Below are 22015 nucleotides of genomic sequence, written 5' to 3' on the forward strand. Positions count from 1 at the left end.
TGGGTAACCGGAAGACAACGGATGGCGTAGCGAGGTTGTGCGTCCGCCGTCCGTGAGGTGGACCGGCGTGGGCAACCCCGGCGGGGCAGGGACGCCGGCGCGCCGGTCACCGCGTCCACTTTTCGCCTGGAGTGCTCGATGGAACGGTTGGAGTCATTGGGAGATCTCGCCGCGCTGGTCCGGCGGCGGGAAGGCTTGTACGTGCGATGGGCGCCGACTCCCGAGCATCGTCCCGGCACGAGCCGGGACGAGCTCACCGGAGCGGAACTGCCCGGGCTTTCGGTGAATCCCCTCGATCCCGAACCCTGGTGGCGGGACCAGCCACTCGAACTCTGGCTGGCCCGGCGGCTCTACGACTACTGCCACCTCAGCCACGAACGCCGTCGTGAGACCAAACCGTGGGTGCTGGCGGGCCGGATCGTGGGCTCGGGCCCGGACAACGAGCCACTGCTGACCGACCCCGAACCCGTCGCACGCATCTCCACCGCGGTCCTCGGCGAGGCTCGGGAACTGCTGCGGGACCGGGCGCAGCACAACGCGGACTGGGGTCCGCTGCGCCGCCCGCCCGAACTCGGCCGGACCTGAAGACCGCACACGCGTGATCGGAGCCGTAACTCGCGTGATCGAAGCCGTAAGTCACGCGATACGGCTCCAATCACGCGAGTTTCGCCTTTGATCACGTGAGTGCGGGCTTCAATCACGGGCGGGGCGGACCGCGAGGAGGTCCACCACGTCCTCCGCCGCCCGCCGTTTCTCGAAGCGCGCCCGTTGCCGGTCGGCGCCGCCGCCCTCGGCGGCCAGCCGAGCGCAGCCGTCCCGGACGAAGTCGAGATCCCCGGTCTCGGCCAGCGCGCCGGCGGCGAACGTGACGACGTCGTCGAGCACCTCGCTCGCCGGGGCGAGATCGCCGGTCCGGAAATGCGGGCAGCGGCCGGAGAGCCCTTCCCGCGACGCGCGCCAGATCTGCGCGCGCAAAACCTCGTTGGACAGCTTCGGAGGGCGCGCCTCCGAGGCGAGGATCGTGCCGACCAGGCCCCGGATCAGCACCCCGTAAAGGACCGCGTCGCCGACGGTGGCCGCGACGTCGCCGAGCCGGAACTCCACCGTCGGCTGCTTCTCGGAAAGCCTCACGTCCCAATAGACCATCGCCCGGTCGAGGATGGCGCCGGCCCGGAGCCAGGCGTCGACGATGCTCTCGTAGTGGTCCAGCGAGCCGAACAGCGGTGGCGCGCCCGCCGAGGGCCAGCGGTTCCATTGCTGGTAACGCCAGCTGGCGTAGCCGGTGTCGTACCCGTCGCAGATCGCGGAATTGGCGGTCACGGTCAGCAAAGCGGGCAGGAAGGGCCGCACGTGGTCGATCACCCGGATACCGGTTTCCCGGTCGGGGACGGCGATGTGGACGTGGCAGCCGCAGGTGTGCGACGTCCGCGCGGTCGCCCCGAAGTGTTCCGACATCCGTTCGTAGCGCGGATTCGGGGTGATGGCGGGCAGCACCGTTTCCGCGAGCGGTGCGCTACCGCTGGGTAACAGGCGGCAGCCTCGCCTTGCGGCGGCTTCGGCCAGGTCGGTGCGCAGGGCCGTCAGCTGCCGCTCGGCCTCGTCGCGGGCCGTGCAGATACCGGTCGCCGATTCGGCCTGCGAGCGAGTGAGCTCCTGCTGGAGTTCGCCCTCTTCTTCGTCCGCGGCGTCCACGACGGCGTCGCCCGCCGGGGAAAGATGACCGTCCCGGTCCACCACGAAGAACTCTTCCTCGACCCCGAAGGTGAGTACGTCCTTGTTCACAACCGCTGGTACCCCCGGCCCGTTCGGCACAAACTTGGTTTTCGCAGGTCGCGGACGGGGTATTCCAGGACAATGAGTCCGAAGTCGCAGGAGCCTCCGTATCTGCTGGCCGCACAGGCCGGCTCGGTCGTGCGTCACCTGCAGAGCAGCCTGCGGGCGGGTGAACCGGCCTCGCCGGCGGACCTGTGCCGGACCATCGGGGCGTTGCAGCAGCTCGCCGACGACCTCACCCAGGTCCTGCCCGGCCTGCAGGGACAGCTCGAAGAATGCCTGCTGGCCGGCCGCGTCGGCGCGGGCGACACGGCCGGCGAGGCCTGGGACAAGGTCGCCGAGGTCGGTTACGCGCTCGCCCAGGCCCGCACGGGCGGCCTCCTGATGGCTGCGGAGCTCCGAGTTTCGCGGCGCACGCTCGGAGAACTCGCTTCTTCGTGAGACGCCGGGCTCAGCCGACCGCCTGAGCCCGGACCACCGCCACCGGGCAATGCGCGTGGTGCAGCGCGTCGTCGCTGACCGAGCCCAGCAGGAGCCGCCGCAGATCGCCGTGATCACTGCGGCCGAGCACCAGTAGCGCCGCTTCGCTGGATTGCACGGTCAACGCCTGCGCGGCGGGCCCCACCCCGTGCACCATCTCCACGGCGACGTCCGGGTAGCGCTCCCGCCACGGCTCGAGCTGCCGTCCGACGAGTTCGTCGGCGACCTCTTGGGGAAGACCTGGTGCCGGATCCAGCACCGGCCCGCCGAGCAGGGGCTCGCTCGCCGGACCCCACAGCGGCATCCGCGCGACGTGGACCGCGTGCACGGTGAGCCCGTGCCGGGCGGCGAAGTCGAACGCGAACCCGGCCGCCTGCGCGCTCTGTTCCGAGCCGTCGGTGCCGAGGATGACCGGCCCGCCGGGAGGCGGCTCGTCCCCGCGCACGACCACGACGGGGCGCCCGGCGGTCTTGGTCACGCCGGACTCCGTCGAGCCGAGGACGGCCCTGGTGAACAAGCCCGTATGGGATTCGCCGAGCACGATCATGGCCGCGTCGACCTCGTCGGCGACCGAGGTCAGGACCTGCTCCGGGATGCCGCCACGCACGGCCGTGCTGACGTCGAGGCCCGGGTCGGAGCGTTTCAGCGCTTCGGCCATCGAGGCGAGCTGCCGCCGGGCGGATTCCACTTCCGCGGCTTCGTCGGCGGCCTGGGGGACCGCCTCGTTCAGCGGTGCCGCGACCGGGTCCGATCCGGGTGGGGGAAGGCGGTCGTGGGTGCAGTACGCGAGGATCACGCCGAGGCCGCGGGTCTTCGCCTCGGCGACCGCCCAGCGGACGGCACGACGGGCCTCCGGCGATCCGTCGAAACCGATCACCACCGGCCCGCGGCCGGTCTGTTCAGCGGACATGGGACATCACCTCCGACCCGCTGGTGATACCCGCTTTCCGCGGGCTTCAAGCGGACGCCGTTTCGCCGGTCCGCGTGCCTGGGTACCTCTCACGTATGACTTCCCTGTCAACGCCCCGCGCGCTTGACAAGAAGCGCGCCTTCTCAGCGGCCTCCGAACGGCGGGCGCTCGAGGAACAGCGGGTACGCCTGCGGCTGCACGTGAGCAGGCCGACCAGAGGGACCACCGTCGTCAAGATGAACGGACAGGTCGACCTCGGGACCGCGCCTCGCCTCTGGGAGATGCTCGATCAGCGGCTGCACGGCAGCGGCACCACGGTGATCGTCAACCTGTCCGAGCTCGAGTTCTTCGGGGTGTCGGGTATCCGGGCGCTCGAACGGGCGCAGCTGCTCGCCGACGAAACGGGGACGGACCTGTTCATCTTCGCGGGTGAATGCCGGTCCGCCTGCCGCCTGCTCGGTCTTTGCCCGAGCGGCAACCTCCACGTGCTGTGACGCGTCACAAGGGCTTGGACCGGGTGGCGGCGCGAGCCGAAAGGGCCGCGTTCAGCAGGGCGATGTGTTCGAGCCGGGTGGGGTCCAGCCCGGTGAGGTCGGCGATCCGGCGCAGCCGGTAGTCGACCGTGTTGGGGTGCACGTGCAGGGCCGCGGCGGTCTGACGGCGGCCTCCCCGGTCGAGGAAGGTCTTCAACGTCTGCAGGAGCTCCTCGTTGCCGTCCAGCGGCGTCAGCCGGGTGGCCAGCCGGTCGAGCGCGGGGCCCGGGCGCGAAAGCTGGTATTCGAGCAGGACGTCGTCGAGCCGGTACAGCCCGGGTGGCCGCCCGGATCCGATGGCGACCGCGAGCACGTCCTGCGCGACCCTCGCCGCGGCGGGCACACCGGACGGCTCGGCCGCGGCGGTCCCGGCGATGACTTCGGCGCCCGCCGTCCGGGCGACGTCGGCGAGGACCCGTTCCAGCCGCGCCCAGTCCCTTGTGGACAGTTCGTCGACCGCGGTTTCGTGCGGTAGCAAGGCGAGCCCGCCGTCCGGCGTGAGCGACGTCAGGACGGTGCCCCGGATCTGGCGCTCCAGCTCGACCCGCAGCCGCCGGAGCTTGCGGCGTCCGGCGACCAGCGGGTCGACCCCGTCGACCTCCTCGTCCGGATGAGCCCCGACCGACGCCGCGAGGACGATGTAGCACGGCGGCAGCCGCAGGCCCGCCTGTCCCGCCGCGACTTCCGCGGGCTCACCGTCGAGCAGCGCGGAGAGCACCGTGTGCCGTGCCGACCGCTCGTCGTCGAACATCGTCCGGCGTTCGTCGAGGTAACCGGCGCCGACCGCGGGCGTGACCACCTCCAGATAGCGCAGGGTGAGCGCGTTGACGGCCAGGACGTCGGCGACCTCGTCCGGCCGCGCGTCCGGCGTCAGCGACGCCCAGACCACCTGGATGCCGATGTGGTACGCGGTGAGCACGACGTCGATCGGGATGCCCTCCTCCGCACGCCGGGCCGCCGATTCGCGGAGGAAGTCGAGCTCCCGCCGCGTCGGCGTGGCCCCGGTGCGCAGAGTGTCGATGAAGGAACGCAGGTTCTGCTCGATCACGTGCGTGATGTCGCCGCTGAGTTCCTCGGCGGGCAGCAGGCCGTACTCCGGGATCCGGAGGACGATCTCGGAGAGCACCGTCTTCGCGAGCGAAGGCAGGACTTCGGTCAGCCGCTCCGCCAGCGGACGGCCGCCGATACGGAAGCCGGGATCCTTGTCATCCGTCACAACCGCCCATCATGACAGCTGGTCAGCGGGTGAGCACGTCCCGTGCCGAATCGAGGGTCGGGTGCACGGTGAGGACCGCGTCGAGGCCGAGCAGCGACATCGGGCGCAGCAAGGCCCGCTCCTGGGTGACCAGGATGAACGGAACGCCGGCTTCTTCCGCGTTCGCGCGGGTCTGCACGAACACGGTGAAACCGGACGAATCACAGAAAGTGACCGCGGACAGGTCGGCGATCAGGACCCCGGGCTTGAAGCGAAGCTCCTCGTCGAACGCCTTGCGCAGGTCGTCGGACACGCTGAGATCGATTTCACCGGAAACGGTGACCACCGTGTCGATCGCGGAAGCCGTGATCGAGATGTCGAGAGGGGACACGAACCTTCGTGTCGAACGGGGCGGATCGGAAGCGGGAGCGCGGTAGTCGGTCAAGTTGACTCCTTGCCGGTATGGGGGCCGGCTGCTGCCCATGGGCATGCCGGACCCGAAAAAAGGGTTCCGGCGGCTGGTGTCTGAACCGCGACAGGCCAACCGTAGCAGCCTCGCGCCCCGTTACGCCGGTTGAGCGATTCAGGACACCTCCGGCCTCGGCTGTCACGCCCTCCGCACCCGGGCTTCGCCGACCATGACCTGATCGAGGCCGGGATGGTTCTCGTCGGCGCGATCCCACAGGCCGGCCGCCAGTTCGGCGGAGCCTTCAGCGGCCGCGACGTTGCCGAGGCCGGTGTAGGCGCGCGCGGTTTCGTACCGGCTTCCACAGGCCTCCGCCCGGTCCGCGGCGGCACGATAGGCCGAGGCGGCCAGGTCCTGCCGCCCGGCGTGATACCAGGCCCAGCCCAGGCAATTGAGCGCCATTGCGGCGTCGAGGTCCAGCCCCAGTTCGTCGAAGACGGCCAGGGTCCGGGTGGCGATGGCGGCGGCCTCTTCGGACCGCCCCAGCGCGGTCAGCACCAGTGCGATCCCGCGCTCGGTGATCGCGGCGTTGCGGCGATTGCCGTCACGGACGTAGGACGCGTGTGCCTGCCGGAGATTCCGCAAGGCGTCGTCGTGGTGGCCCCGGTAATGCTCGGCCCAGCCGTTGTGCGCGAGGGTGGTGGTCTCCCCGTGCCCGTCGCCGATCCGCCGGAACAGCGCGAGCGCCTCGCCGTAGCACGCCGAAGCTTCGTCCAGGTCGCCGCGATCGACGTGTGCGACCCCGAGGTTGGCGGTGGTGGTGGCCAGCGCCCACGTGTCCCCGAGCGCTTCGGCGGACGACCGCGCCCATCGATGCGTTTCCAGCCAGGGGTCCCAGAGTTTGGCCACGAAGAAGAAATCGCGCAGGAAGAAGGCGAGCTGCCAGCATCTCTCGTGCTCGCCGCGTTCACCCGCCCTCCGGCACAGGGCCACCAGACCGGGCCATTCGGCGCGAAACCAGGACATCGCCATCTCGCCGTCGTCCAGCCTGGCCGGTTCCGGCACGCCGGGATCGAAGACGATCTCCGGGACGTAGCGGTGCGGGGTGAGCTCTTGGTCGGCTCGAGCGGCGGTCCGCACCGCGAAATCGGCGAGCCTGCTGAAGGCTTTCATCCCGTCCTCCGCGTCGGTGAGCACGAATTCGGTGGCGAACGCGCGCAACAGGTCATGGAATCCGTAACGGTCGGAGTCCGGCTGGGTGAGCAGATGGGCTTCGTGCAAACGGTCCAGCAGCCGATCGGCCTCCCGGAACGGAAGCGCGCTCAACGCGCTCGCGGTATGGACGTCGATGTCGGTTCCGGGGTGGACGGTGAGCAGCCCGAAAAGTCGCGACTCGGCGGCGCTCAACTGCTGAACCGACAGCCGGAACGCGGCGGCGAGCGAACGTTCGCCGTCGTCCAGCTCGCCGAGGCGGGCCGATTCGTCCGCGAGGCGCCGGTCGAGTTCCGCGACGTCCCACGCGGCATGCGCGCGAAGCCGCGCCGCCGCGATCCGGATCGCGAGGGGGAGCCGGGCGCAACGCCGGACCACCCTGGTGACCGCGGGCCCGGCGGGAACACCGGTGACCGTGGTGAAGAGATCCACCGCCGCGTCGAGCGGGAGCATGTCCAAGGAGACGTGCGTGGCGTCGTCGAGCGCGCTCAGCCTGGACCTGGAGGTGATCAGCACGCGGCATTTCGGTTCGGCGGGAAGCAGCGGACGCACCTGCGCCGCGCTGACCGCGTTGTCGAGCACCAGCAGCAGGCTGCGGCCGCGAAGCCGGGACCGGTACAGCGCCGCGCGATCGGCCGGTTCGGCCGGGATCCGGTCCGCCGGCACACCGAGCACGCGCAGCAGCCTGTCGTGCACCGCCGCGGGTTCGCCTGCTTCGTCGCGCAGGTCGACGAACAGGCAACCGTCGGCGAAGCCGGATTCCAGCCGGTGCGCGCACCGCACCGCCAGTTCCGTTTTGCCGACACCGCCCATACCGGACACGACGCAGACGCCCCCGTCGGCTTCGAGCGCCGCGCGGATCGCGCGCAGTTCGGCCGTCCGCCCGGTGAAGGAGGCGGTGGCCGGTGGCAGGCCGGACGGTCTGACGTCCGGCCGTGTCCGGCGCCGCACGGGTTCGCCGGGCAGCAGCGGTTTCAGTTCTCCTTCCGCGCCGAGTTCCGTTTCGCACAACGCGGCGAGTGCCGGGTTCGGCGCGGAAAGGCCGGTCTCGACTTTACTGAGGTAACCCTTGCTGTAGTGAGTGCGGGCGGCGAGTTCGGTGAGCGAAAGGCCCGCCGCTTTGCGGCGGCGGCGCAACTCCGCTCCGAACGTGGCTCTCTCGTTCATCGGCACCCATCCTCGTCGGAGGATCAGTATGGCCGTGTGGACGATGATGCTTCGGCTGCTGTCCGCCGCGATCCGAAGCTGGATCGCCGAGGTCCCTGGCGTGGTCGGAGGGCGAAGATCTAGGCCGGATCTCATGGCGTTTCAGAAGGAGGGCAGCAAGTCGCGGGAATGTCCGATGCGGACATCTGCGCCTTGCCGGATTTCGCCGATGCTCTCGACAACGAAGGCAGGCCGCGGGTTGCCGCCCTCCTGCGTGAACACGCCGACGACCTGGCACGACGCGGGTAGTGGTCGGCCGGGTGGAGGGGCCGAGCGGCTCCTCCACCCGGCACGCCTCGTAGGCTGGACGGGTGACCGGGACGACGACGGCCGAGGTGCTGGCCGAACTGGCCGCGCTCGAGGATCCGCGCGCACGCCAGGTGAACGAGAAGCACGGCGACGACCACGGGGTGAACCTCGGCAAGCTGCGTGCGCTCGCCAAACGGCTGAAAACCCAGCAGGACCTCGCGCTGGAACTCTGGGCGACGGACGACACCGCCGCGAAACTGCTCGCGCTCCTCATCTGCCGCCCCAAGGCGTTCGGGCGCGACGATCTGGACCGCATGGTGCGCGAGGCCCGCACCCCGAAGGTGCACGACTGGCTCGTGAACTACGTGGTCAAGAAGAATCCGCACGCCGAAGAGCTGCGCCTGGCGTGGTTCGCCGATCCGGACCCAGTCGTCTCGAGCGCGGGCTGGGCGCTGACCACCGAACGCGTGGCGAAGAAGCCCGAGGGCCTCGACCTCGGCGGGCTGCTCGACGTCATCGAGGCGAAGATGAAGACCGCGCCGGATCGGCTGCAGTGGGCGATGAACCATTGCCTGGCGCAGATCGGCATCGAGCACGCGGAGCACCGGGCCAGGGCGATCGGTATCGGCGAGCGGCTGGAAGTGCTCAAGGACTATCCCACCCCGCCGAACTGCACGTCGCCGTTCGCGCCCGTCTGGATCGCGGAGATGGTGCGGCGGCAGGACCCCGGCCCCCGATGACGTGGCTTTCGTTACACCGCCGCTGGGGCTAATCCAGTTCCGGTGTGCCGCAGACGGACGCCACTCGTGATCAGACGGACGCCACGCGTGCCGTCCCTCCAGTCACGCGTGGCGTCCGTCTGATCACACGCGCCGTCCGGCTGGTCACGCGTACCGGCCCGTTCAGCCGAGCGCGTCCGCCTTGATGGCTTCGAACTGGGCACCCATGCGCCCCGCGAGCGCCTCGGCCGCCCGCAACGGCCGGACCATCACCTTGAAGTCGGCGATCTTGCCGTCGGCGTCGAACGTCAGCAGGTCGCAGCCGTTGATCTGGAGTCCGTCGACGGTCGCTTCGAACTCGTACACGTGGTGCGCGCCGTCCTGGATCTCGCGCACGTAGCGGAAGTCCTCGGACACCCGCAGGACCCCGCGCAGGATCGCCGCCGTGATCGCCTTCCCCTGGTAGGGCTTGAACGCCACCGGGCTGGTGAAGACCACGTCGTCGGCGAGCAACGCCTCGATCGCGGCGGCGTCCTTCGCTTCGACTGCTTCACGGAACGTGGGCATGGCGATCTCCTCATAGTCAATTTGTTGAGTAGATGCCGCCGAGCGTAGGTGATCACCGCTCCGCTGTCCAACAAAGTGTCTAGTCAACTTTACGACTAGTTCGCGCGGTGCTTATCATCGCGCCATGGCGCTGCGGAACGCGATCCTCGCGACGCTCCTGGACGGCGAGTCCTCGGGCTACGACCTGGCGAAGAGCTTCAACGCGTCGGTCGCCAACTTCTGGACCGCGACACCGCAGCAGCTCTACCGCGAGCTCGACAAGATGGAATCGCAGGGCCTGGTGGCGGCCCGGGTGGTCGAGCAGGAACGGCGCCCCAACAAACGGCTCTTCTCCTTGACCGACGCCGGCGCGGCCGAACTCGCCGACTTCACCACGCGGGCGCCGAAGCCGACCGCGATCCGCGACGAGCTGCTGGTGCAGGTCCAGGCGGTCGAAGCGGGCGACGACGAGGAGATCCGGCGCGCCGTCGCGGACAGGATGGCCGTCGCCGAAACGAAGCTCAAACGATTCGAGCGCCTTCGGGAGCGGCTGCTCGGCGACTCCGCCGAGGCTGAGTTCCTCGCCACCGCGCCCCGCGTCGGGCCGTATCTGACCCTGGCCCGTGGGATCATGTTCGAACAGGAGAACATTCGCTGGTGCGAGCAGGTTCTCGCGGTGCTCGAACAGAGGTGAACGGCTTGGTTGAGCGGAAAAGGGGTCCGAAGTTCCGTCAGGTGGTGCTGGACGGCACCGACGTCCGCGCGCTGGCGGAGTTCTACCGGCGGCTGCTGGTCTGGGACTACCGCCCGGGTGACGAAGCGCCCCCGCCCGGCGCCGAGGACAAGGACTGGCTGGTGCTGCGGAACCCGGACGGCGGGGCGCAACTCGCCTTCCAGCAGGTCGATCGGCTGGAAGAGGCGAGCTGGCCGGATCCGGAACCCGTGCCCCAGCAGTTGCACCTGGACCTGACCGTGGATTCGGTCGAAGAACTCGACGAACAGCATGCCCGCGTCCTCGAACTCGGCGGGCGGCTCCGGTACGACCGCAGCGACGATCCCGAAGAACCGCTGCGCGTCTACGCGGATCCGGCGGGGCATCCGTTCTGTGTCTTCGTCGCCTGAACGCGCTCAGGCACGGCAGAGCAACGCGTCCGGAGTGCGATTCGAGCCGACGCGGCCGGTGTACGCGACACCGGCGACGTATTCGCCCGGAGCGCATTGCCCCTTGTAGTGGCCCGAGGCGAAGTCGCCGCCGGGGTTCCCGGACGGCCGGTTGTCGCCGCGGTCGAACCAGACCGTCCGTCCGGTGCGGCCCAGCGGGGTGGCGGACCGGCCGCACAGGAGGGCGGAGAACGCCGCACCGGTGACGCTGTAGCCGACGGCGGCGTGCCCGGGCGGGCATTGCACCTTGGTGTAGCCGGACGCCCAATCGGTGTCCACATAGGACTCGTCGCGGACCACGGCGTAGCCCGTCGGCGCGGCGAGCGTTCCGGTGCACAGGCCCCGGTTCCCGGTGTGGGCGAGGCCGCTGAGGCGCTGGCCGTCGGGGCAGGCACCCTTGCGGGCGCCCGGATTCCAGTCCGCCATGGCGCGAACACCGCGCGAGGCCTGGAAATCGGCGTAGTCGAGGTTCAGCATCGACCACCGCTCGGCGTCCGGGATCCGGCCGGAGCGGGACGGCGCGTCCACCAGCCGTCGCCACGCCGGGCCGCGCCAGTCCGTACCGTCGAGCACGTCGACGCGCCCGCCGCCGGTGTCCCACGAGAGCAACGACCACCCGTTGCCCGTGCCGCCTTCGTGGAAACCGACCGCGGGCCAGTAGGCGAAGTCCGTGTCGGTCTCGGCGAGGTAGCCGACGAAGTTCTCGAACCAGGCGCGGCTCGCCGCGTCGGTGGTGTGACGGCCTTCGCCGAACTCGCTGATCCAGAGCGGCGCGGTGTAGTGCTTGCCGGTCTCCGCCGAGACGAAGAACGCTTGCCGGTGAAGGACATCGCGTAACTGCTGGGGTGAGAGGTCACGGTAGCGCGGGTCGTGGGTCTCGCCGGTGCCGGTCGCCCCGGAATGGTTCGGACCGGTGTAGCCGTAGAAATGCGCGGCGTAGACCAGTTTTCCGGAGTCCACGAGAGTATGCGAGAGCGTGCGAGCCGGCTCCAGTGTCGGCCTGCCGTGGGGAAGGCCGTCGACGGGCACGCCGGTCCAGTTGATGCCCTCGACGATGAGCAGCAGATCGGGATTGGCCTCGGTCTGGATGCGGTCGGCCACCCGCTGGCTCGCGCGTTGCCAGTCCGTGCCGTTTCCCCAGCCCCAGTTGGGATCGTCGAAGACGTCACGGCGGACCTCGTTGTACAGGTCGGCGCCGACGACGCGCTTGTTCGCGGCGTAGCGGCGGGCCATGAACAGCCAGTCGTCCTGCCAGCGCTGCTCGGTCTGCGCGGTGTTCCAGCGCTCGTTGCCGTCGAGACCGCAACACCAGCGGGAGGTCGTGGTGTGGTTGTTGAGGATCACCGCGAACCCGCGTGCGGTCAGCCTCGCGACGACGCGATCGTAGACCTGCAACGGGGTCAGGCCGCGCAGTTCCGGATTCGCCGGGAGTTCGGGAACCGGCCTGGTGTCGTGGATCATCGCGTTGGAGAAGGGCAGCCGGACACTGTTCAGGCCCAGCTCCGCGAGCCCGTCGATGACGGTGTCGATCGACGCTCGCTCCAGCCCGAGCGGGGTCTGGTAGGCGATCTCGCCGGCGTGGTGCGCGGCCGGATCGTTCACGTCGCCCGAACCGGTCCAGGTTCCGCTCGCGCCGTGCCAGTTGGCGGCCTTCAGCTTGAACCGGTCGCCCGCCGCGTCGACGATGTAGCGGCCGCGCGTGCTGAGCGGCGCCACCCAGCCCGACGGATCCGCCGCGGCGACGGCGGGCGGGGGAATCACGATTCCGGCGGTCACCAGGACGGCGAGCAGCACACTCTTGATCCTCACCCGCCGGAGGCTAGCCATTCGCGTGGCCGGTTGTATACGGACGATCGGGTAGCTTGCCCGCATGACCACCGCGTTGATCATCGGTGACCTGCAACGAGGCATCACGGGCAATTACCCGTTCACCGGAACAGTCCTGCCGCCGATCAAGAGTCTGCTGCCGCGGGCCCGGGCGGCCGGGGCGCTCGTCGTGTTCGTCCACTTCGCACTCCGCGGCAACGGGGCCGACCTGCCCGCCGGGAACGCCTTGTTCAAGTCGTTCCACGAAGCGGGGGACACCTTCCACGAGGGCTCGGCCGGGACCGAGATCGATCTGCCGGTCGCCGACGAGGACGTGGTCGTGCTGAAACGCCGAGCCAGCGCGTTCGCCGGCACCGATCTCGATCTGGTGCTCCGTGCCCGCGGCGTCGACACCGTGGCGATCGCCGGGGTCGCGACCAGCGCGATGGTGGCCGCGACGGCGTACGACGCGGCGGATCGCGGCTATCACGTGACCGTGTTGCGCGACGGTTGTGCCGACGGCGATCAGGCGATGCACGACTTCTTCGTGGACGCGGTCTTCCCGAGCCGCGGGTTCGGGGTCGTGACGTGCGCGGACTGGCCCGGCGAATAAATCGCGCGAGCGAAGGGCCTGGATGTGGCACGGTGATCGGCGAGCTGATCGAGGGGGCCACGGATGGAGACGAAGCGACTCGGGCGTACCGATGTCGAGGTGACGAGGCTGGGTTTCGGGGGTGGACCGCTCGGGGGCTTGTTCGCGCCCTTGGACGACGACACCGCGGCGGGGGCGCTGGCCGCGGCCTGGGACGGCGGGATCCGGTACTTCGACACGTCACCGCATTATGGGATCGGGCATTCCGAGCGCCGCATCGGCGAGTTCCTGCGCTCGCGGCCGCGTGATTCCTACGTCCTGTCGACGAAGGTCGGCCGTCTGCTGGTTCCCCAGGACCCGGACGGGAAGCTGGACCCGGCGGGCTTCCACGTCCCCGCCGCGCACCGCCGGGTCCGCGACTTCACCCGTGACGGGATCCGGCGCAGCGTCGAGGATTCGCTGGAGCGGATGGGCCTGGACCGGATCGACGTGCTGTATCTCCACGACGCCGAGGAGTACTTCGAAGACGCGCTGCGCGACGGCTATCCGGCCCTCGCGGAGCTGCGGTCGGAAGGGGTCGTCGGCGCGATCGGCGCCGGTATGTACGACACGGCCATGCTGACCACTTTGGTCAGGGAGACCGATGTCGACGTGGTCATGCAGTCCGGCCGTCACACCCTGCTCGACCACAGCGCGCTCGACACCTTCCTGCCGGCGTGCGAGGAACGCGGTGTCTCGGTGATCGCGGCGTCGATCTTCAACTCCGGGCTGCTCGCCGTGCCGCGGCCGGCCGAGGGCGCGTACTTCGACTACACCGCCGCCACACCGGAAGTCGTGGAGCGGGCGAACCGGATCGCCGACGTGTGCGAAGCGCACGGCGTGACGCTTCCCCAGGCGGCCATGGCCTTCCCGCTCCAGCATCCGGCCGTCGCCGGCATCGCGGTCGGGATGCGGACCGCCGAAGAGGCACGAAGCAACTTGGAATCCTTCGACGTGAAGGTGCCCGCACAGGTCTGGGCCGATCTGCAGGCCGCGGGCTTGATCCGTCCGGCAGCGATTAGGGTGGTCTGATGGTCTCGGTCAAACAGGTACAGGTCACGTTCGACTGCGCGAAACCCGAGCGTCTCGCCCGATTCTGGTGCGAGATCCTGGGCTACGTCGTGCCCTCGCCGCCGGAGGGGTTCGACACCTGGGACGACTACAACCGCACATTGCCGCCCGAGAAGCAGGACGCCTCCTTCGTCTGCAGCGACCCCACCGGCGTGGGCCCGCGGCTGTACTTCCAGCGCGTTCCCGAAGGCAAGGTCGTCAAGAACCGGGTGCATCTCTGCGTGCGGGCGGGGACCGGTCTCGTCGGTGACGAGCGCCTCGCCGCGCTCCAGGCCGAATCCGACCGTTTGACGGCACTCGGAGCGTCGCAGCAGCGTGTCCTGCTCGCCGACGAGGAGAACGAGTCGTGCATCGTGATGCAGGACATCGAGGGCAACGAGTTCTGCCTCGACTGACCTCAGGCGGCGGTGCGAATGCTGAACGTCGTGATGCAGAAACCGCCGTCCGCCTTGCGGTCCGAGATCACGATGCCCTTCGCCGATCGTCCTTTGGCGACTCCGGCGACGTCGGCGAGGACGAACCTGGACGTCCCGTTGACCGAGGTCACCTGAACACGTGACCCGAGCGGGATCAGGGAATCGATCTTGTCGTCCATGAACCTCTTCTGCGCGTCGCAGGCCAACGCGATCGCCCCCGGTTTGTCGCTCCCGGCGATCTTGGCGAGGAAGTCCACGACCACCTGAACGCCCTGCTCCGGCGGCGTGGCCGGGTTCCTGGTGGGGGTGATCCTCGGACGGCTGACCCTGGTGCTGGTCGGGCTTTCCGTGGTGCTCGTGGGCGAGGAGGTCGTCGTCGGGCTGGAAGTGGGGACGGGCAACGAGAGCCCGGGTCCCTTGCTGAGCAGGAAACCGGGCGCGGCGAAACCGGTGATGCAGAAGGCGACCAGTGCGATCACCGCGATCAGGATCCCGACGGCGACACCGGGCTTGACGGTCGCGGGGCGGGGGTTCTGCTGCTCGGGCAGGCCTGGATAGGTCATCGGAGTCACCTTCCGTGCGGGATCTGGATGCGCGATCCGACGGGGCCTCTCCGGTGGGGGTTCCGATCCTTTCGGGGATCTTACGGCTTCACGAAAGCTTGCTGGGGTGCTCCATTATGGACGGTTTCGGCGAGTGCCGGGCGGTGGTGGGCCGAAGGCTCCCTTCGCCGAGTCTGATGCGACGAAAGGAGCCTTCGGCCCCACCGTTGAGGCGCGGGTGGCGGTGTCGCGTGACTGGATGGCCGACACGTGTGATCAGACGGACGACACGCGTGTCCACGCGGACGGCTCGGCTACGTGTGTGTGAACCTCACGGTGGTCGTGAGTGGCGTTTCGGGTTAGAACCCGAAACGCCACTCACGACCCACTCACGACCGCTCAGCAGGGGTTCAACAACCAGCACAGCCGATAGTTCGCCTGATAGGTCGTGGACGTACCAGGCGCGACGATGTTCTGCGTCCGCGCGCCGCCGTGCGTCCAGCCGGTGAAGGCGTACTTCAGGTTGAGCGGGGGCAGCTTCTGCGGGCTGTCCGCGCTGATCGAGTTGGTGGATCCCGCGATCACCGTCCGGGAGAACGGCGTGCGCTGCTGCGTGCCGCCGACGGTGAGCGTCGCCTGGCTGGGGTTGGAGGCGAAGTTCAGCGACACCGTCTTCGGCTGGAGGTCGACGGTCTTGCTGCCGGTCCGGCCGGTCGAGTCGGTCGCGGTGAGGGTCAGCTGCAGGTACGACGGGTAGTCGTGGTCCGGCGCGACGAACGAGCCGGACGCGACGCCGGGGAAGTCCTGGACGTTGTGCGTATGGCAGGTGCCGTTGGTCGCGCAGTGCCGGATCGCGAGCCGCCACGACAACGCCGACGCCGGGAGTTGCCCGTCCTGGGCGTCGACCGCGCGGCCGGAGAAGGACACGGTCTGGCCGACCGACCAGGTCAGCGAGGCCGCCGGGCTGTCGATGACCGGCACCGGGTCGAGGCCCTCCGGGTTCCCGACGGTCACGCGCACCGTCGTGGTCGCGCTCGCGCCGTGGGAGTCCGTCACCCGCAGCCCGGCGTCGACGGCGGCGGCCGCGGTGTAGGTCCAGGTGGGGTCGGCGGCCGACGAGTCGTCGTACGCGCCGTCGGCGTCGAGGTCCCAGGCGTAGGACAGGGTGTCGCCGGCGTCCGGGTCGGTGGACGCGGTGCCGTCGAAGCGCACCGTCAGCGGCGCCGGTCCGCTCGACGGGGTCGCCGTGGCCACCGCGGTGGGCGGCCGGTTGGTGCCGCCGGGGTGGCTGACACGACGGAGTTCGCCACTGCCGAGCGCGACGTAGAACAGGTCGCCGCCCGGTCCGGTGAGCACCTGCACCGGGATGTTGACACCGGTCACGAAGGGCACGAGACGGCTCGCGTCCGGCTGGCCGTTCACGGTCTGCATGGCCCAGATGCAGCCGCGGGACGAGTCGGAGAAGAACAGCGCGCCGGAATACTCGGCGGGATAGTTGCTGCCGGATTCGAACGCGATACCGCTGATCGAGGAGCCGCCCGTGGGGCACGGATCGCTCGCGACCACCTTGGCGCGGTGGTTGTAGGCGTAGTACGGCGCGGAGTGCCCGCCGGAGGAATACAGGGATTCGCGCCGGTCGAGGTTCGCGCCGTCGTAACCGGCCTGCCTCGCGCTGCCTTCGTAACAGGGCCAGCCGAAGTTCTCGGCGACGGCGTCACCGACGTCGGCGATGCGGTTGATCTCCTCCCAGGTGTCCCAGCCGACGTCGCCCGCCCAGAGCTCGCCGGTGCCCGGCCGGAAGCCGAACCGGAACTGGTTCCGCGCGCCGTAGGCGATCACGCGCCGGGCGTTGGCGTCGGCACTGTTCGCAAAGGGGTTGCCAGGGACGCCTTCGCCGGTGTCCGGGTCGATGCGCAGCACCGTGCCGTTGAGCAGGACCGGTTGCCCGGCGGCGCGTCGCGGCGACTGCGAACGCAGTGCGCCGCCTTCGGCCGTCGGCGGCGCGAGGTTCGTCCCGGCGGGGGAGGGCGGGTCGGCGCAGGGGTTCCCGGCCTGGCCGTAGTCGGCGAAGGTGAAGCTGGCGCCGTCGCCGCCACCCGCGTACAGGGCGCCGTCCGGACCGAAGGCGAGTGCGCCGACCGAGTGACTGGGGAACTGCTGGCACCAGCCCGTGACCAGCGGTTTCTCGCTCACGGCCGTGCCTGCTGAACCCATGGTCAACTGGGAGACGCGGCCGGTCACGACGCAACCCTTGTCGGTGGCGCCCGGCGGGGTCGGGCAGGTGTCACCCCAGCGCGGCGCGGTGCCGCCGGGTTCCGCGTCGAGGGTGTACGAGACGTAGACGTACGGCCTGGCGGGGAAGGCGGGGTCGACGGCGAGCCCGAGCAGGCCGCGGTCCCAGAAGTCCTGTGTCTGCGTCCGGAGGTCGGCGAACACCGTCGCCGTCGGATCGGCGAGCGAGTCGAAGACCTTGACCAGGCCGCTCTTCTCGGCGACGAACACCCGGCCGTCCGGCGCGAAAGCGGTGGCGGTCGGCGAGCTGAGCCCGCCGATCGCCACCGTGTCGGTGAAACCGGTGGGCACGGCGGCTTCGGCGGGTGCCACGGTGACGAGCCCGACCGCCAGCGCGCCGACGAGCGGGCCGACGACGCCCACCGCCAGCGCGCGCCGTGATCTTCGGGGGAACGGGAAACGACGGGAATTCAGCACGCGAATCCTCCTGCGGCGGGGACCGGACAGAACAAGACAGCTCTCCGGTATGCCGTGGGAAGGCCGAAAGTTGTTACGCCTCTGACAGAAATGCGCACAACTCGCTAAACGGGATCAGGTTGTGGCGGTGGGAAAACCGGTCAGCCGGGCGAGTGCGTCGAAACCGTCGTCGGTACCGGGCCAGTGCGCGCGGACGGTGGCGGGCCCGGCGCGGCGGACGACGCCACGCAGGACGAGGACGACGATGATGGCGTCGTCGGCATAACCCAGGACGGGGATGAAATCGGGGACGAGATCGAGGGGCAGGGCGAGGTAGGCCAGCAGTAACGCGAGCCTGATCCGGACCCCGCGGGGCAGCGTCTTGTCTCCGGCCAGGCGGCGGATGAGCCGCAGCACGTCGGGCAGCAGCCGCAGTGCTTCCCGGAGCAGCCCGCCACGGGGCCGGGCGAGCACGAGCGCCAAGACGAGCACGAGCCAGGCCAGGAGCAGCGCGCCCGCGAGGCCGAGCAGCAGATCCCACCAGAACGACCCGGTCATCGCGGCTCGGGCGCTTCCGCGCGCAGGGCGGCTTCCTCGAAGGCGGCGAGTTCGGCCGCGGCCAGCTCGACGGCGTCGCGAGCCTCCTTGCCGAGCGGCGCGGCGAAATAGTCGCGGGCGGCGATCTTGGCCAGCCAACTACGAAACCGGTGCAGGTCGGCTTCGGACTCTTCGACTTCCGCGTAGGTGGCGTTGCCGCGGGCCTGCTCGTCCGCGAGTTCCCGCCGGAGCTCGGGCAGCCGCTCGAGGACTTCGGCGTACTCGGCGTCGCGGGCCTCGTTCAGTTCGGCGATCACCGCCCGCTCCTCGGCCGGGTCGGTGAACGCCATCGGGAGTGCACGCGCCGTCCCGCCCTGGTGCCGGACCCGGTCGAGCAGACGACGGATCTCGCGCACCACTTCCGCCCGCGCGGGCAGCAGGCACACCGATTGCTGCAGGTAGAGCGCGCCGAGGGAGCGGAGTTTGCGCCAGACCTGAACCCGCAGCGAGTCTGGGCCGCCGGCGGTGGACACGCTGATCACCAGCCAGCCCTGTTCGCGGGATTCATCGGTCACAAGGCTATGTTACGCCCGTAACATCGCCGCGACGTCAGCGGTAGGCGCGCAGGAACACGTCCACCCCGTCGGCGAGGATCTCGAGGATGATCCTGTCGCGTAGTCAGCGTGGCATCAACGTCGGTGCCGCCGGGAGCGAGTCGCGGTCGACGGAAAAGACGGTGAGGAAGTAGTTCGCCGTAGCGCAGTTGACGTTCTCGTCGCCGGTGAGCTTCGCGGTCAGCGTGTCGCGCTCGATGGTCAGTTCGGCGCCGTCCTCGGCACAACCGGGCATGACGAAGGCGAAAGCGCGCCGATCGGCCGTCGGTGCGAACGACAAGGCGGCACGGACCTCGTCCCGGTTCGAGGTTATGGCGCGTTCCAGGGCGCGCTGGAACTCCTGGCCGTCGGGCGTTCCCAGTTCCGCGGACTTCGGGCCCGCCGGGAGAGGGGTCGAGCCGAGTTCGACGAAGGCCTCCAGCCTCGCCTGACCCGCGCCCGCGCCGCATCCCGCCAGGACCAGGAGGAGGCACACTGCGATCCATCTCATGTGGCGAGGACGTAGTGGGTGGGTCATTCGGTTGCGTCGCCTTGGTATCCGGCAAGTATCCACAAAGGACTCACCTCAGCCGGGGCCGAGGCGCCCACGCCGGAAAGGCTCGACGCCGACGACATGACGGACACGGGTCGGCTCGACGAGAACCTTCACCCGTCGCTCCCCGGGAATCCGCCATTCGAACCGGTCGGTGCCGACGTATTTCTTCGCCAGCCGGTCCATGCAGCGATCCGCCTCGTCGCCTTCGACGAACTCGACGGCCCGGCCGTGGATCACCACGCGGTCGTAGGGATCGGTCGTGTCCAGGCACGACAACGACACACGGGGATCGCGGCGCAGATTCTCCTCCTTCACCCGCCCGATGGCGGTGTTGAACACGATGAAGTCACCTTCGACGTCGATCCACATGGGGGAGACCTGCGGGGAACCGTCCAGGTTCACCGTGGCCAGATGCCAGAAGTTCGGTGCCACGATCCAGTCGCGGATCTGCTCGCTCAACTCGGCCACGCGGCCCTCCAGTGAGTCAGGATCGGGACGACGATTGTCGCGTGACCGGCCGCGGATGTCACCGTTGGCTATTGACACGCATGACAGTATTTTTCCAACTAGATGACTAGTGCGTTGCCGGGTCGTGGTCGAGCGGACGACGATCCGTGCCGGCGCCTCTGGGGAGAGGAACTGTGCATGCAGCCAGCCCGCCGTATCCCGTTCGTCCTCGCGCTCGGCGCCGCGGCGGGGCTCGCGTTCGCGCCACCGGCGCTCGCAGGGCCGGTGTCCGGTGACGACTACTACCAGGACGCACTGGGCAAGACCGGCCCCGAGCTCAAGGCCGCGTTGCACAAGATCATCGGTACCAACACCAAACTGACCTACGAACAGGTGTGGGACGGGATCAGGGCCACCGACGAGGATCCGGCGAACAAGGCGAACGTCGTGCTGCTCTACAGCGGTCGTTCGCAGGCGAAGACCGCCAACGGCGGGGGAGTCGACGACTGGAACCGGGAACACGTCTGGGCCAAGTCGCACGGTGACTTCGGCACGGCCGTCGGGCCGGGGACCGACCTGCACCACCTGCGCGCGGAGGACGCGTCGGTCAACAGCACCCGGGGGAACAAGGATTTCGACGCCGGTGGCTCTCCGGTCGAGGAGGCGCCAGGAAGCCTGACCGATGACGACTCATTCGAGCCGCGGGACGCGGTCAAGGGCGACGTGGCGCGCATGATCCTGTACATGGCCGTCCGCTACGACGGCACCGACGGTTTCCCCGATCTCGAACCCAACGACGCCGTCGACAACGGCTCCAAACCCAACATCGGCAGGCTCTCGGTGCTGCTGACCTGGAACACCCAGGACCCGCCCGACGCCACCGAGCAGCGCCGGAACCAGGTCATCTACGACCAGTTCCAGCACAACCGCAACCCGTTCATCGACCACCCGGAATGGGCCGCCTCCATCTACGGCTAGGGCGTGATCTTCCGGAAGAAGCACACCCGGTCCTGGCCGGGGCCGTCGTAGTCGCCGTGCACGGGAAGACCGTCGATCGTCCGGTCGCCGGTTTCGAGCGTGAACCCCATGGCGCGGTGGAAGGCGATGGATCCGGTGTTCGCCGGGGAGGTGATCGCGCGGACTTCCGTGCGGCCCGCCTCGGCGGCGCGCTGGAAGAAAGTCGTGTACAGCCGGCGCGCCGTCCCCTGCCCGCGGAGTTCCGGGTCCACGCCGACGAAGTGGATGTAGGCCTCGGTGTCGTTGTCGGGGGCGTGGAAGCCGACGAGGAATGCCCTGATACCGGTTTCGTCCTCCAGGACCAGGCTCGTACTGGAGAAGAACTGGAGGAACAGCTTGGGCAGCAGCAGGGAGAGTTCGCGGGCCTCGGCGGGAGTGCGCGAGTCGCCCCACCACCGCTGGACACGGTCGACGATCGCACTGTGGTCGGAGACGTCGGCTCGGCGCATGTCGCTCTCCTTTCTACAGGCGCTCGGTGAGGAACGCGATGATCTCGTCCCTGGCCCGCAGCGTCGGATGGCCTTCGGCGTCGACGAGGTGGGCGGTCACGACGCTGTGCGGAGTGCCGACCACGTCACGGAAGAACGGTGGCGGATCGGTGTTCGCGGCGGTGTCCGGCAGGACCCGACCGTCGAAGGCATCGCCGAGTAACGCCTGGTAAGCGGCGAACCGCTGTCCGGTGCACCAGCGGTCGCCCTCGAAGCGGTAGGCGAGCACCTTCAGGCCGTCGCGCGAGATCCGGTCCCGCAGCGCGGCCGCGTCCTCGTCGCCGAATTCGAGGCCGCCCGGGTCGTCCAGCGGCAGTGACGGGTGGTTGACCACGGGGGCGATCACGGCGGGTTCGAGTGCCATCGTCAGCGCGAAGTTGCCGGTGAAGCACAGACCGATCGCGCCGACCCCGGGCCCGCCGCATTCCGCGTGGGCGATCCGGGCGAGCCCTCGCAGCCACCGTGTGACCGGGCTGGTGCCGCCACCGGCGAACGCCCGGAATTCGGCGCTGACACAGGCGCGGCGGACCACTTCCTCACCTGCCTCGGCGGTGGGATAGGCACCGTCGACCCCGAAGAGCGAGGGGACGTAGACGGTGAACCCGGCGTCGCGCACCCACCGCGCGAACCGGAGGACGTCGGGACTGATGCCGGGCATTTCCGGCATCAGCACCACGCCGGGGCCGGAACCCGCGACGTGAACCGTCTTCGTCACGCCGTCCACCTCCAATGAGCGGTGGGAGAAATCGGCGATCGCATCGTCGGAATGTTCGCGCATGGCAGCAGCCTCGGCCGGCGCGGCCGCCGGCGGAATGGGCCGGATCGCCGGATAT

At 69.5% G+C, this 22015-nt stretch carries 25 protein-coding genes; 10 read left to right on the forward strand and 15 right to left on the reverse strand.

All coding sequences use genetic code 11. The features are described from left to right. Positions 1-138 precede the first annotated feature (138 nt). Positions 139-585, forward strand: coding sequence for a DUF6098 family protein (locus AORI_RS56990; RefSeq protein WP_016333554.1), 447 nt, complete (start codon positions 139-141; stop codon positions 583-585). Positions 586-693: 108 nt separating this feature from the next. Here the strand turns inward: AORI_RS56990 and AORI_RS56995 are convergent, their stop codons facing one another. Continuing rightward, positions 694-1782 (reverse strand): carboxylate-amine ligase, encoded by a 1089-nt coding sequence (locus AORI_RS56995; protein ID WP_016333555.1) that lies wholly within the window; start codon positions 1780-1782, stop codon positions 694-696. A gap of 72 nt (positions 1783-1854) precedes the next feature. On the opposite strand from AORI_RS56995, the gene AORI_RS57000 reads away from it, so the two are divergent. After that, a complete protein-coding gene (locus tag AORI_RS57000) occupies positions 1855-2214 on the forward strand; it encodes a hypothetical protein (protein WP_016333556.1) in 360 nt (119 codons plus the stop codon). A gap of 10 nt (positions 2215-2224) precedes the next feature. Here AORI_RS57000 and AORI_RS57005 read toward each other — a convergent pair whose 3' ends face one another. After that, positions 2225-3163, reverse strand: coding sequence for a universal stress protein (locus AORI_RS57005; RefSeq protein ID WP_016333557.1), 939 nt, complete (start codon positions 3161-3163; stop codon positions 2225-2227). 95 nt (positions 3164-3258) lie between these two features. Between AORI_RS57005 and AORI_RS57010 the strand changes: the two genes are divergently transcribed. After that, entirely contained in the window at positions 3259-3657 is a 399-nt protein-coding gene (locus AORI_RS57010) for an STAS domain-containing protein (protein WP_016333558.1), read from the forward strand. Between the two features lie 4 nt (positions 3658-3661). Here AORI_RS57010 and AORI_RS57015 read toward each other — a convergent pair whose 3' ends face one another. From AORI_RS57015 to AORI_RS57025, 3 genes are all read right to left on the reverse strand, one after another. Further along, on the reverse strand, positions 3662-4912 hold the full coding sequence (locus AORI_RS57015) for a PucR family transcriptional regulator (RefSeq protein ID WP_016333559.1): 1251 nt from the start codon (positions 4910-4912) through the stop codon (positions 3662-3664). A 22-nt stretch (positions 4913-4934) separates the two neighbouring features. Next, positions 4935-5336 carry an STAS domain-containing protein gene (locus tag AORI_RS57020; protein ID WP_016333560.1) on the reverse strand — a complete coding sequence of 134 codons (402 nt, stop codon included), beginning with the start codon at positions 5334-5336 and terminating at the stop codon, positions 4935-4937. A gap of 162 nt (positions 5337-5498) precedes the next feature. Then, on the reverse strand, positions 5499-7676 hold the full coding sequence (locus AORI_RS57025; protein WP_016333561.1) for an ATP-binding protein: 2178 nt from the start codon (positions 7674-7676) through the stop codon (positions 5499-5501). Between the two features lie 350 nt (positions 7677-8026). On the opposite strand from AORI_RS57025, the gene AORI_RS57030 reads away from it, so the two are divergent. After that, entirely contained in the window at positions 8027-8704 is a 678-nt protein-coding gene (locus AORI_RS57030; protein WP_016333562.1) for a DNA alkylation repair protein, read from the forward strand. 162 nt (positions 8705-8866) lie between these two features. Here the strand turns inward: AORI_RS57030 and AORI_RS57035 are convergent, their stop codons facing one another. After that, positions 8867-9250 (reverse strand): nuclear transport factor 2 family protein, encoded by a 384-nt coding sequence (locus AORI_RS57035; protein ID WP_016333563.1) that lies wholly within the window; start codon positions 9248-9250, stop codon positions 8867-8869. Between the two features lie 124 nt (positions 9251-9374). Between AORI_RS57035 and AORI_RS57040 the strand changes: the two genes are divergently transcribed. Together AORI_RS57040 and AORI_RS57045 are read left to right on the forward strand one after the other, a co-directional pair. After that, the gene (locus AORI_RS57040) at positions 9375-9923 is read left to right on the forward strand and encodes a PadR family transcriptional regulator (RefSeq protein WP_016333564.1); all 549 of its coding nucleotides are present in this window, start codon (positions 9375-9377) and stop codon (positions 9921-9923) included. A gap of 5 nt (positions 9924-9928) precedes the next feature. Then, positions 9929-10351 carry a VOC family protein gene (locus AORI_RS57045; protein ID WP_043848775.1) on the forward strand — a complete coding sequence of 141 codons (423 nt, stop codon included), beginning with the start codon at positions 9929-9931 and terminating at the stop codon, positions 10349-10351. 6 nt (positions 10352-10357) lie between these two features. On the opposite strand, the gene AORI_RS57050 is transcribed toward AORI_RS57045, so the two are convergent. Then, positions 10358-12199 (reverse strand): glycoside hydrolase family 5 protein, encoded by a 1842-nt coding sequence (locus AORI_RS57050; protein ID WP_228688360.1) that lies wholly within the window; start codon positions 12197-12199, stop codon positions 10358-10360. A 61-nt stretch (positions 12200-12260) separates the two neighbouring features. Between AORI_RS57050 and AORI_RS57055 the strand changes: the two genes are divergently transcribed. The 3 genes from AORI_RS57055 to AORI_RS57065 all read left to right on the forward strand — a co-directional run bounded on the left by AORI_RS57055 (position 12261) and on the right by AORI_RS57065 (position 14293). Then, a complete protein-coding gene (locus AORI_RS57055) occupies positions 12261-12809 on the forward strand; it encodes a cysteine hydrolase family protein (protein ID WP_016333567.1) in 549 nt (182 codons plus the stop codon). Positions 12810-12872: 63 nt separating this feature from the next. Beyond that, a complete protein-coding gene (locus AORI_RS57060; protein ID WP_016333568.1) occupies positions 12873-13859 on the forward strand; it encodes an aldo/keto reductase in 987 nt (328 codons plus the stop codon). Continuing rightward, positions 13859-14293, forward strand: a complete 435-nt coding sequence (locus AORI_RS57065; RefSeq protein WP_016333569.1) for a VOC family protein — start codon at positions 13859-13861, stop codon at positions 14291-14293. Before AORI_RS57060 ends, AORI_RS57065 begins: the two co-directional genes overlap by 1 nt. A 2-nt stretch (positions 14294-14295) precedes the next feature. Here AORI_RS57065 and AORI_RS57070 read toward each other — a convergent pair whose 3' ends face one another. From AORI_RS57070 to AORI_RS57095, 6 genes are all read right to left on the reverse strand, one after another. Continuing rightward, complete coding sequence (locus AORI_RS57070) at positions 14296-14877, reverse strand: hypothetical protein (protein WP_016333570.1); 582 nt, start codon at positions 14875-14877, stop codon at positions 14296-14298. Between the two features lie 378 nt (positions 14878-15255). Continuing rightward, positions 15256-17565, reverse strand: coding sequence for a PQQ-dependent sugar dehydrogenase (locus tag AORI_RS57075; RefSeq protein WP_016333571.1), 2310 nt, complete (start codon positions 17563-17565; stop codon positions 15256-15258). Positions 17566-17679: 114 nt separating this feature from the next. Next, complete coding sequence (locus AORI_RS57080; protein WP_016333572.1) at positions 17680-18102, reverse strand: DUF1232 domain-containing protein; 423 nt, start codon at positions 18100-18102, stop codon at positions 17680-17682. Beyond that, entirely contained in the window at positions 18099-18656 is a 558-nt protein-coding gene (locus AORI_RS57085) for a Chromate resistance protein ChrB (RefSeq protein ID WP_016333573.1), read from the reverse strand. The genes AORI_RS57080 and AORI_RS57085 overlap by 4 nt, the downstream gene beginning before the upstream one ends. A 103-nt stretch (positions 18657-18759) precedes the next feature. Next, the gene (locus AORI_RS57090; RefSeq protein ID WP_228688361.1) at positions 18760-19185 is read right to left on the reverse strand and encodes a hypothetical protein; all 426 of its coding nucleotides are present in this window, start codon (positions 19183-19185) and stop codon (positions 18760-18762) included. A 75-nt stretch (positions 19186-19260) separates the two neighbouring features. Then, positions 19261-19698, reverse strand: a complete 438-nt coding sequence (locus tag AORI_RS57095; protein WP_016333575.1) for a PPOX class F420-dependent oxidoreductase — start codon at positions 19696-19698, stop codon at positions 19261-19263. 177 nt (positions 19699-19875) lie between these two features. Here AORI_RS57095 and AORI_RS57100 point away from each other — a divergent pair, with 177 nt between their 5' ends. Beyond that, positions 19876-20655: an endonuclease I family protein gene (locus tag AORI_RS57100; protein WP_016333576.1), complete on the forward strand. Its 780-nt coding sequence runs from the start codon at positions 19876-19878 to the stop codon at positions 20653-20655. Here the strand turns inward: AORI_RS57100 and AORI_RS57105 are convergent. Both AORI_RS57105 and AORI_RS57110 read right to left on the reverse strand, forming a co-directional pair. After that, positions 20652-21143 (reverse strand): GNAT family N-acetyltransferase, encoded by a 492-nt coding sequence (locus tag AORI_RS57105; protein ID WP_016333577.1) that lies wholly within the window; start codon positions 21141-21143, stop codon positions 20652-20654. The genes AORI_RS57100 and AORI_RS57105 overlap by 4 nt on opposite strands. Before the next feature lie 13 nt (positions 21144-21156). Continuing rightward, positions 21157-21960 (reverse strand): dienelactone hydrolase family protein, encoded by an 804-nt coding sequence (locus AORI_RS57110; protein ID WP_016333578.1) that lies wholly within the window; start codon positions 21958-21960, stop codon positions 21157-21159. Between the last annotated feature and the right edge of the window lie 55 nt (positions 21961-22015).

Origin of the sequence: Amycolatopsis keratiniphila, from assembly GCF_000400635.2 — a bacterium.
GTDB classification, from domain to species: domain Bacteria; phylum Actinomycetota; class Actinomycetes; order Mycobacteriales; family Pseudonocardiaceae; genus Amycolatopsis; species Amycolatopsis keratiniphila.

What these genes read in the sequence shown, in the direction of transcription:
- AORI_RS57060 (WP_016333568.1), top strand. Translation starts at nt 12,873, where the DNA reads ATGGAGACGAAGCGACTCGGGCGTACCGATGTCGAGGTGACGAGGCTG.
- AORI_RS57065 (WP_016333569.1), top strand. Translation starts at nt 13,859, where the DNA reads ATGGTCTCGGTCAAACAGGTACAGGTCACGTTCGACTGCGCGAAACCC.
- AORI_RS57110 (WP_016333578.1), bottom strand. Translation starts at nt 21,960, where the DNA reads ATGCGCGAACATTCCGACGATGCGATCGCCGATTTCTCCCACCGCTCA.
- AORI_RS57080 (WP_016333572.1), bottom strand. Translation starts at nt 18,102, where the DNA reads ATGACCGGGTCGTTCTGGTGGGATCTGCTGCTCGGCCTCGCGGGCGCG.
- AORI_RS57055 (WP_016333567.1), top strand. Translation starts at nt 12,261, where the DNA reads ATGACCACCGCGTTGATCATCGGTGACCTGCAACGAGGCATCACGGGC.
- AORI_RS57010 (WP_016333558.1), top strand. Translation starts at nt 3,259, where the DNA reads ATGACTTCCCTGTCAACGCCCCGCGCGCTTGACAAGAAGCGCGCCTTC.
- AORI_RS57090 (WP_228688361.1), bottom strand. Translation starts at nt 19,185, where the DNA reads ATGAGATGGATCGCAGTGTGCCTCCTCCTGGTCCTGGCGGGATGCGGC.
- AORI_RS57105 (WP_016333577.1), bottom strand. Translation starts at nt 21,143, where the DNA reads ATGCGCCGAGCCGACGTCTCCGACCACAGTGCGATCGTCGACCGTGTC.
- AORI_RS57035 (WP_016333563.1), bottom strand. Translation starts at nt 9,250, where the DNA reads ATGCCCACGTTCCGTGAAGCAGTCGAAGCGAAGGACGCCGCCGCGATC.
- AORI_RS57000 (WP_016333556.1), top strand. Translation starts at nt 1,855, where the DNA reads ATGAGTCCGAAGTCGCAGGAGCCTCCGTATCTGCTGGCCGCACAGGCC.
- AORI_RS57100 (WP_016333576.1), top strand. Translation starts at nt 19,876, where the DNA reads ATGCAGCCAGCCCGCCGTATCCCGTTCGTCCTCGCGCTCGGCGCCGCG.
- AORI_RS57005 (WP_016333557.1), bottom strand. Translation starts at nt 3,163, where the DNA reads ATGTCCGCTGAACAGACCGGCCGCGGGCCGGTGGTGATCGGTTTCGAC.
- AORI_RS56990 (WP_016333554.1), top strand. Translation starts at nt 139, where the DNA reads ATGGAACGGTTGGAGTCATTGGGAGATCTCGCCGCGCTGGTCCGGCGG.
- AORI_RS57025 (WP_016333561.1), bottom strand. Translation starts at nt 7,676, where the DNA reads ATGAACGAGAGAGCCACGTTCGGAGCGGAGTTGCGCCGCCGCCGCAAA.
- AORI_RS57070 (WP_016333570.1), bottom strand. Translation starts at nt 14,877, where the DNA reads ATGACCTATCCAGGCCTGCCCGAGCAGCAGAACCCCCGCCCCGCGACC.
- AORI_RS57040 (WP_016333564.1), top strand. Translation starts at nt 9,375, where the DNA reads ATGGCGCTGCGGAACGCGATCCTCGCGACGCTCCTGGACGGCGAGTCC.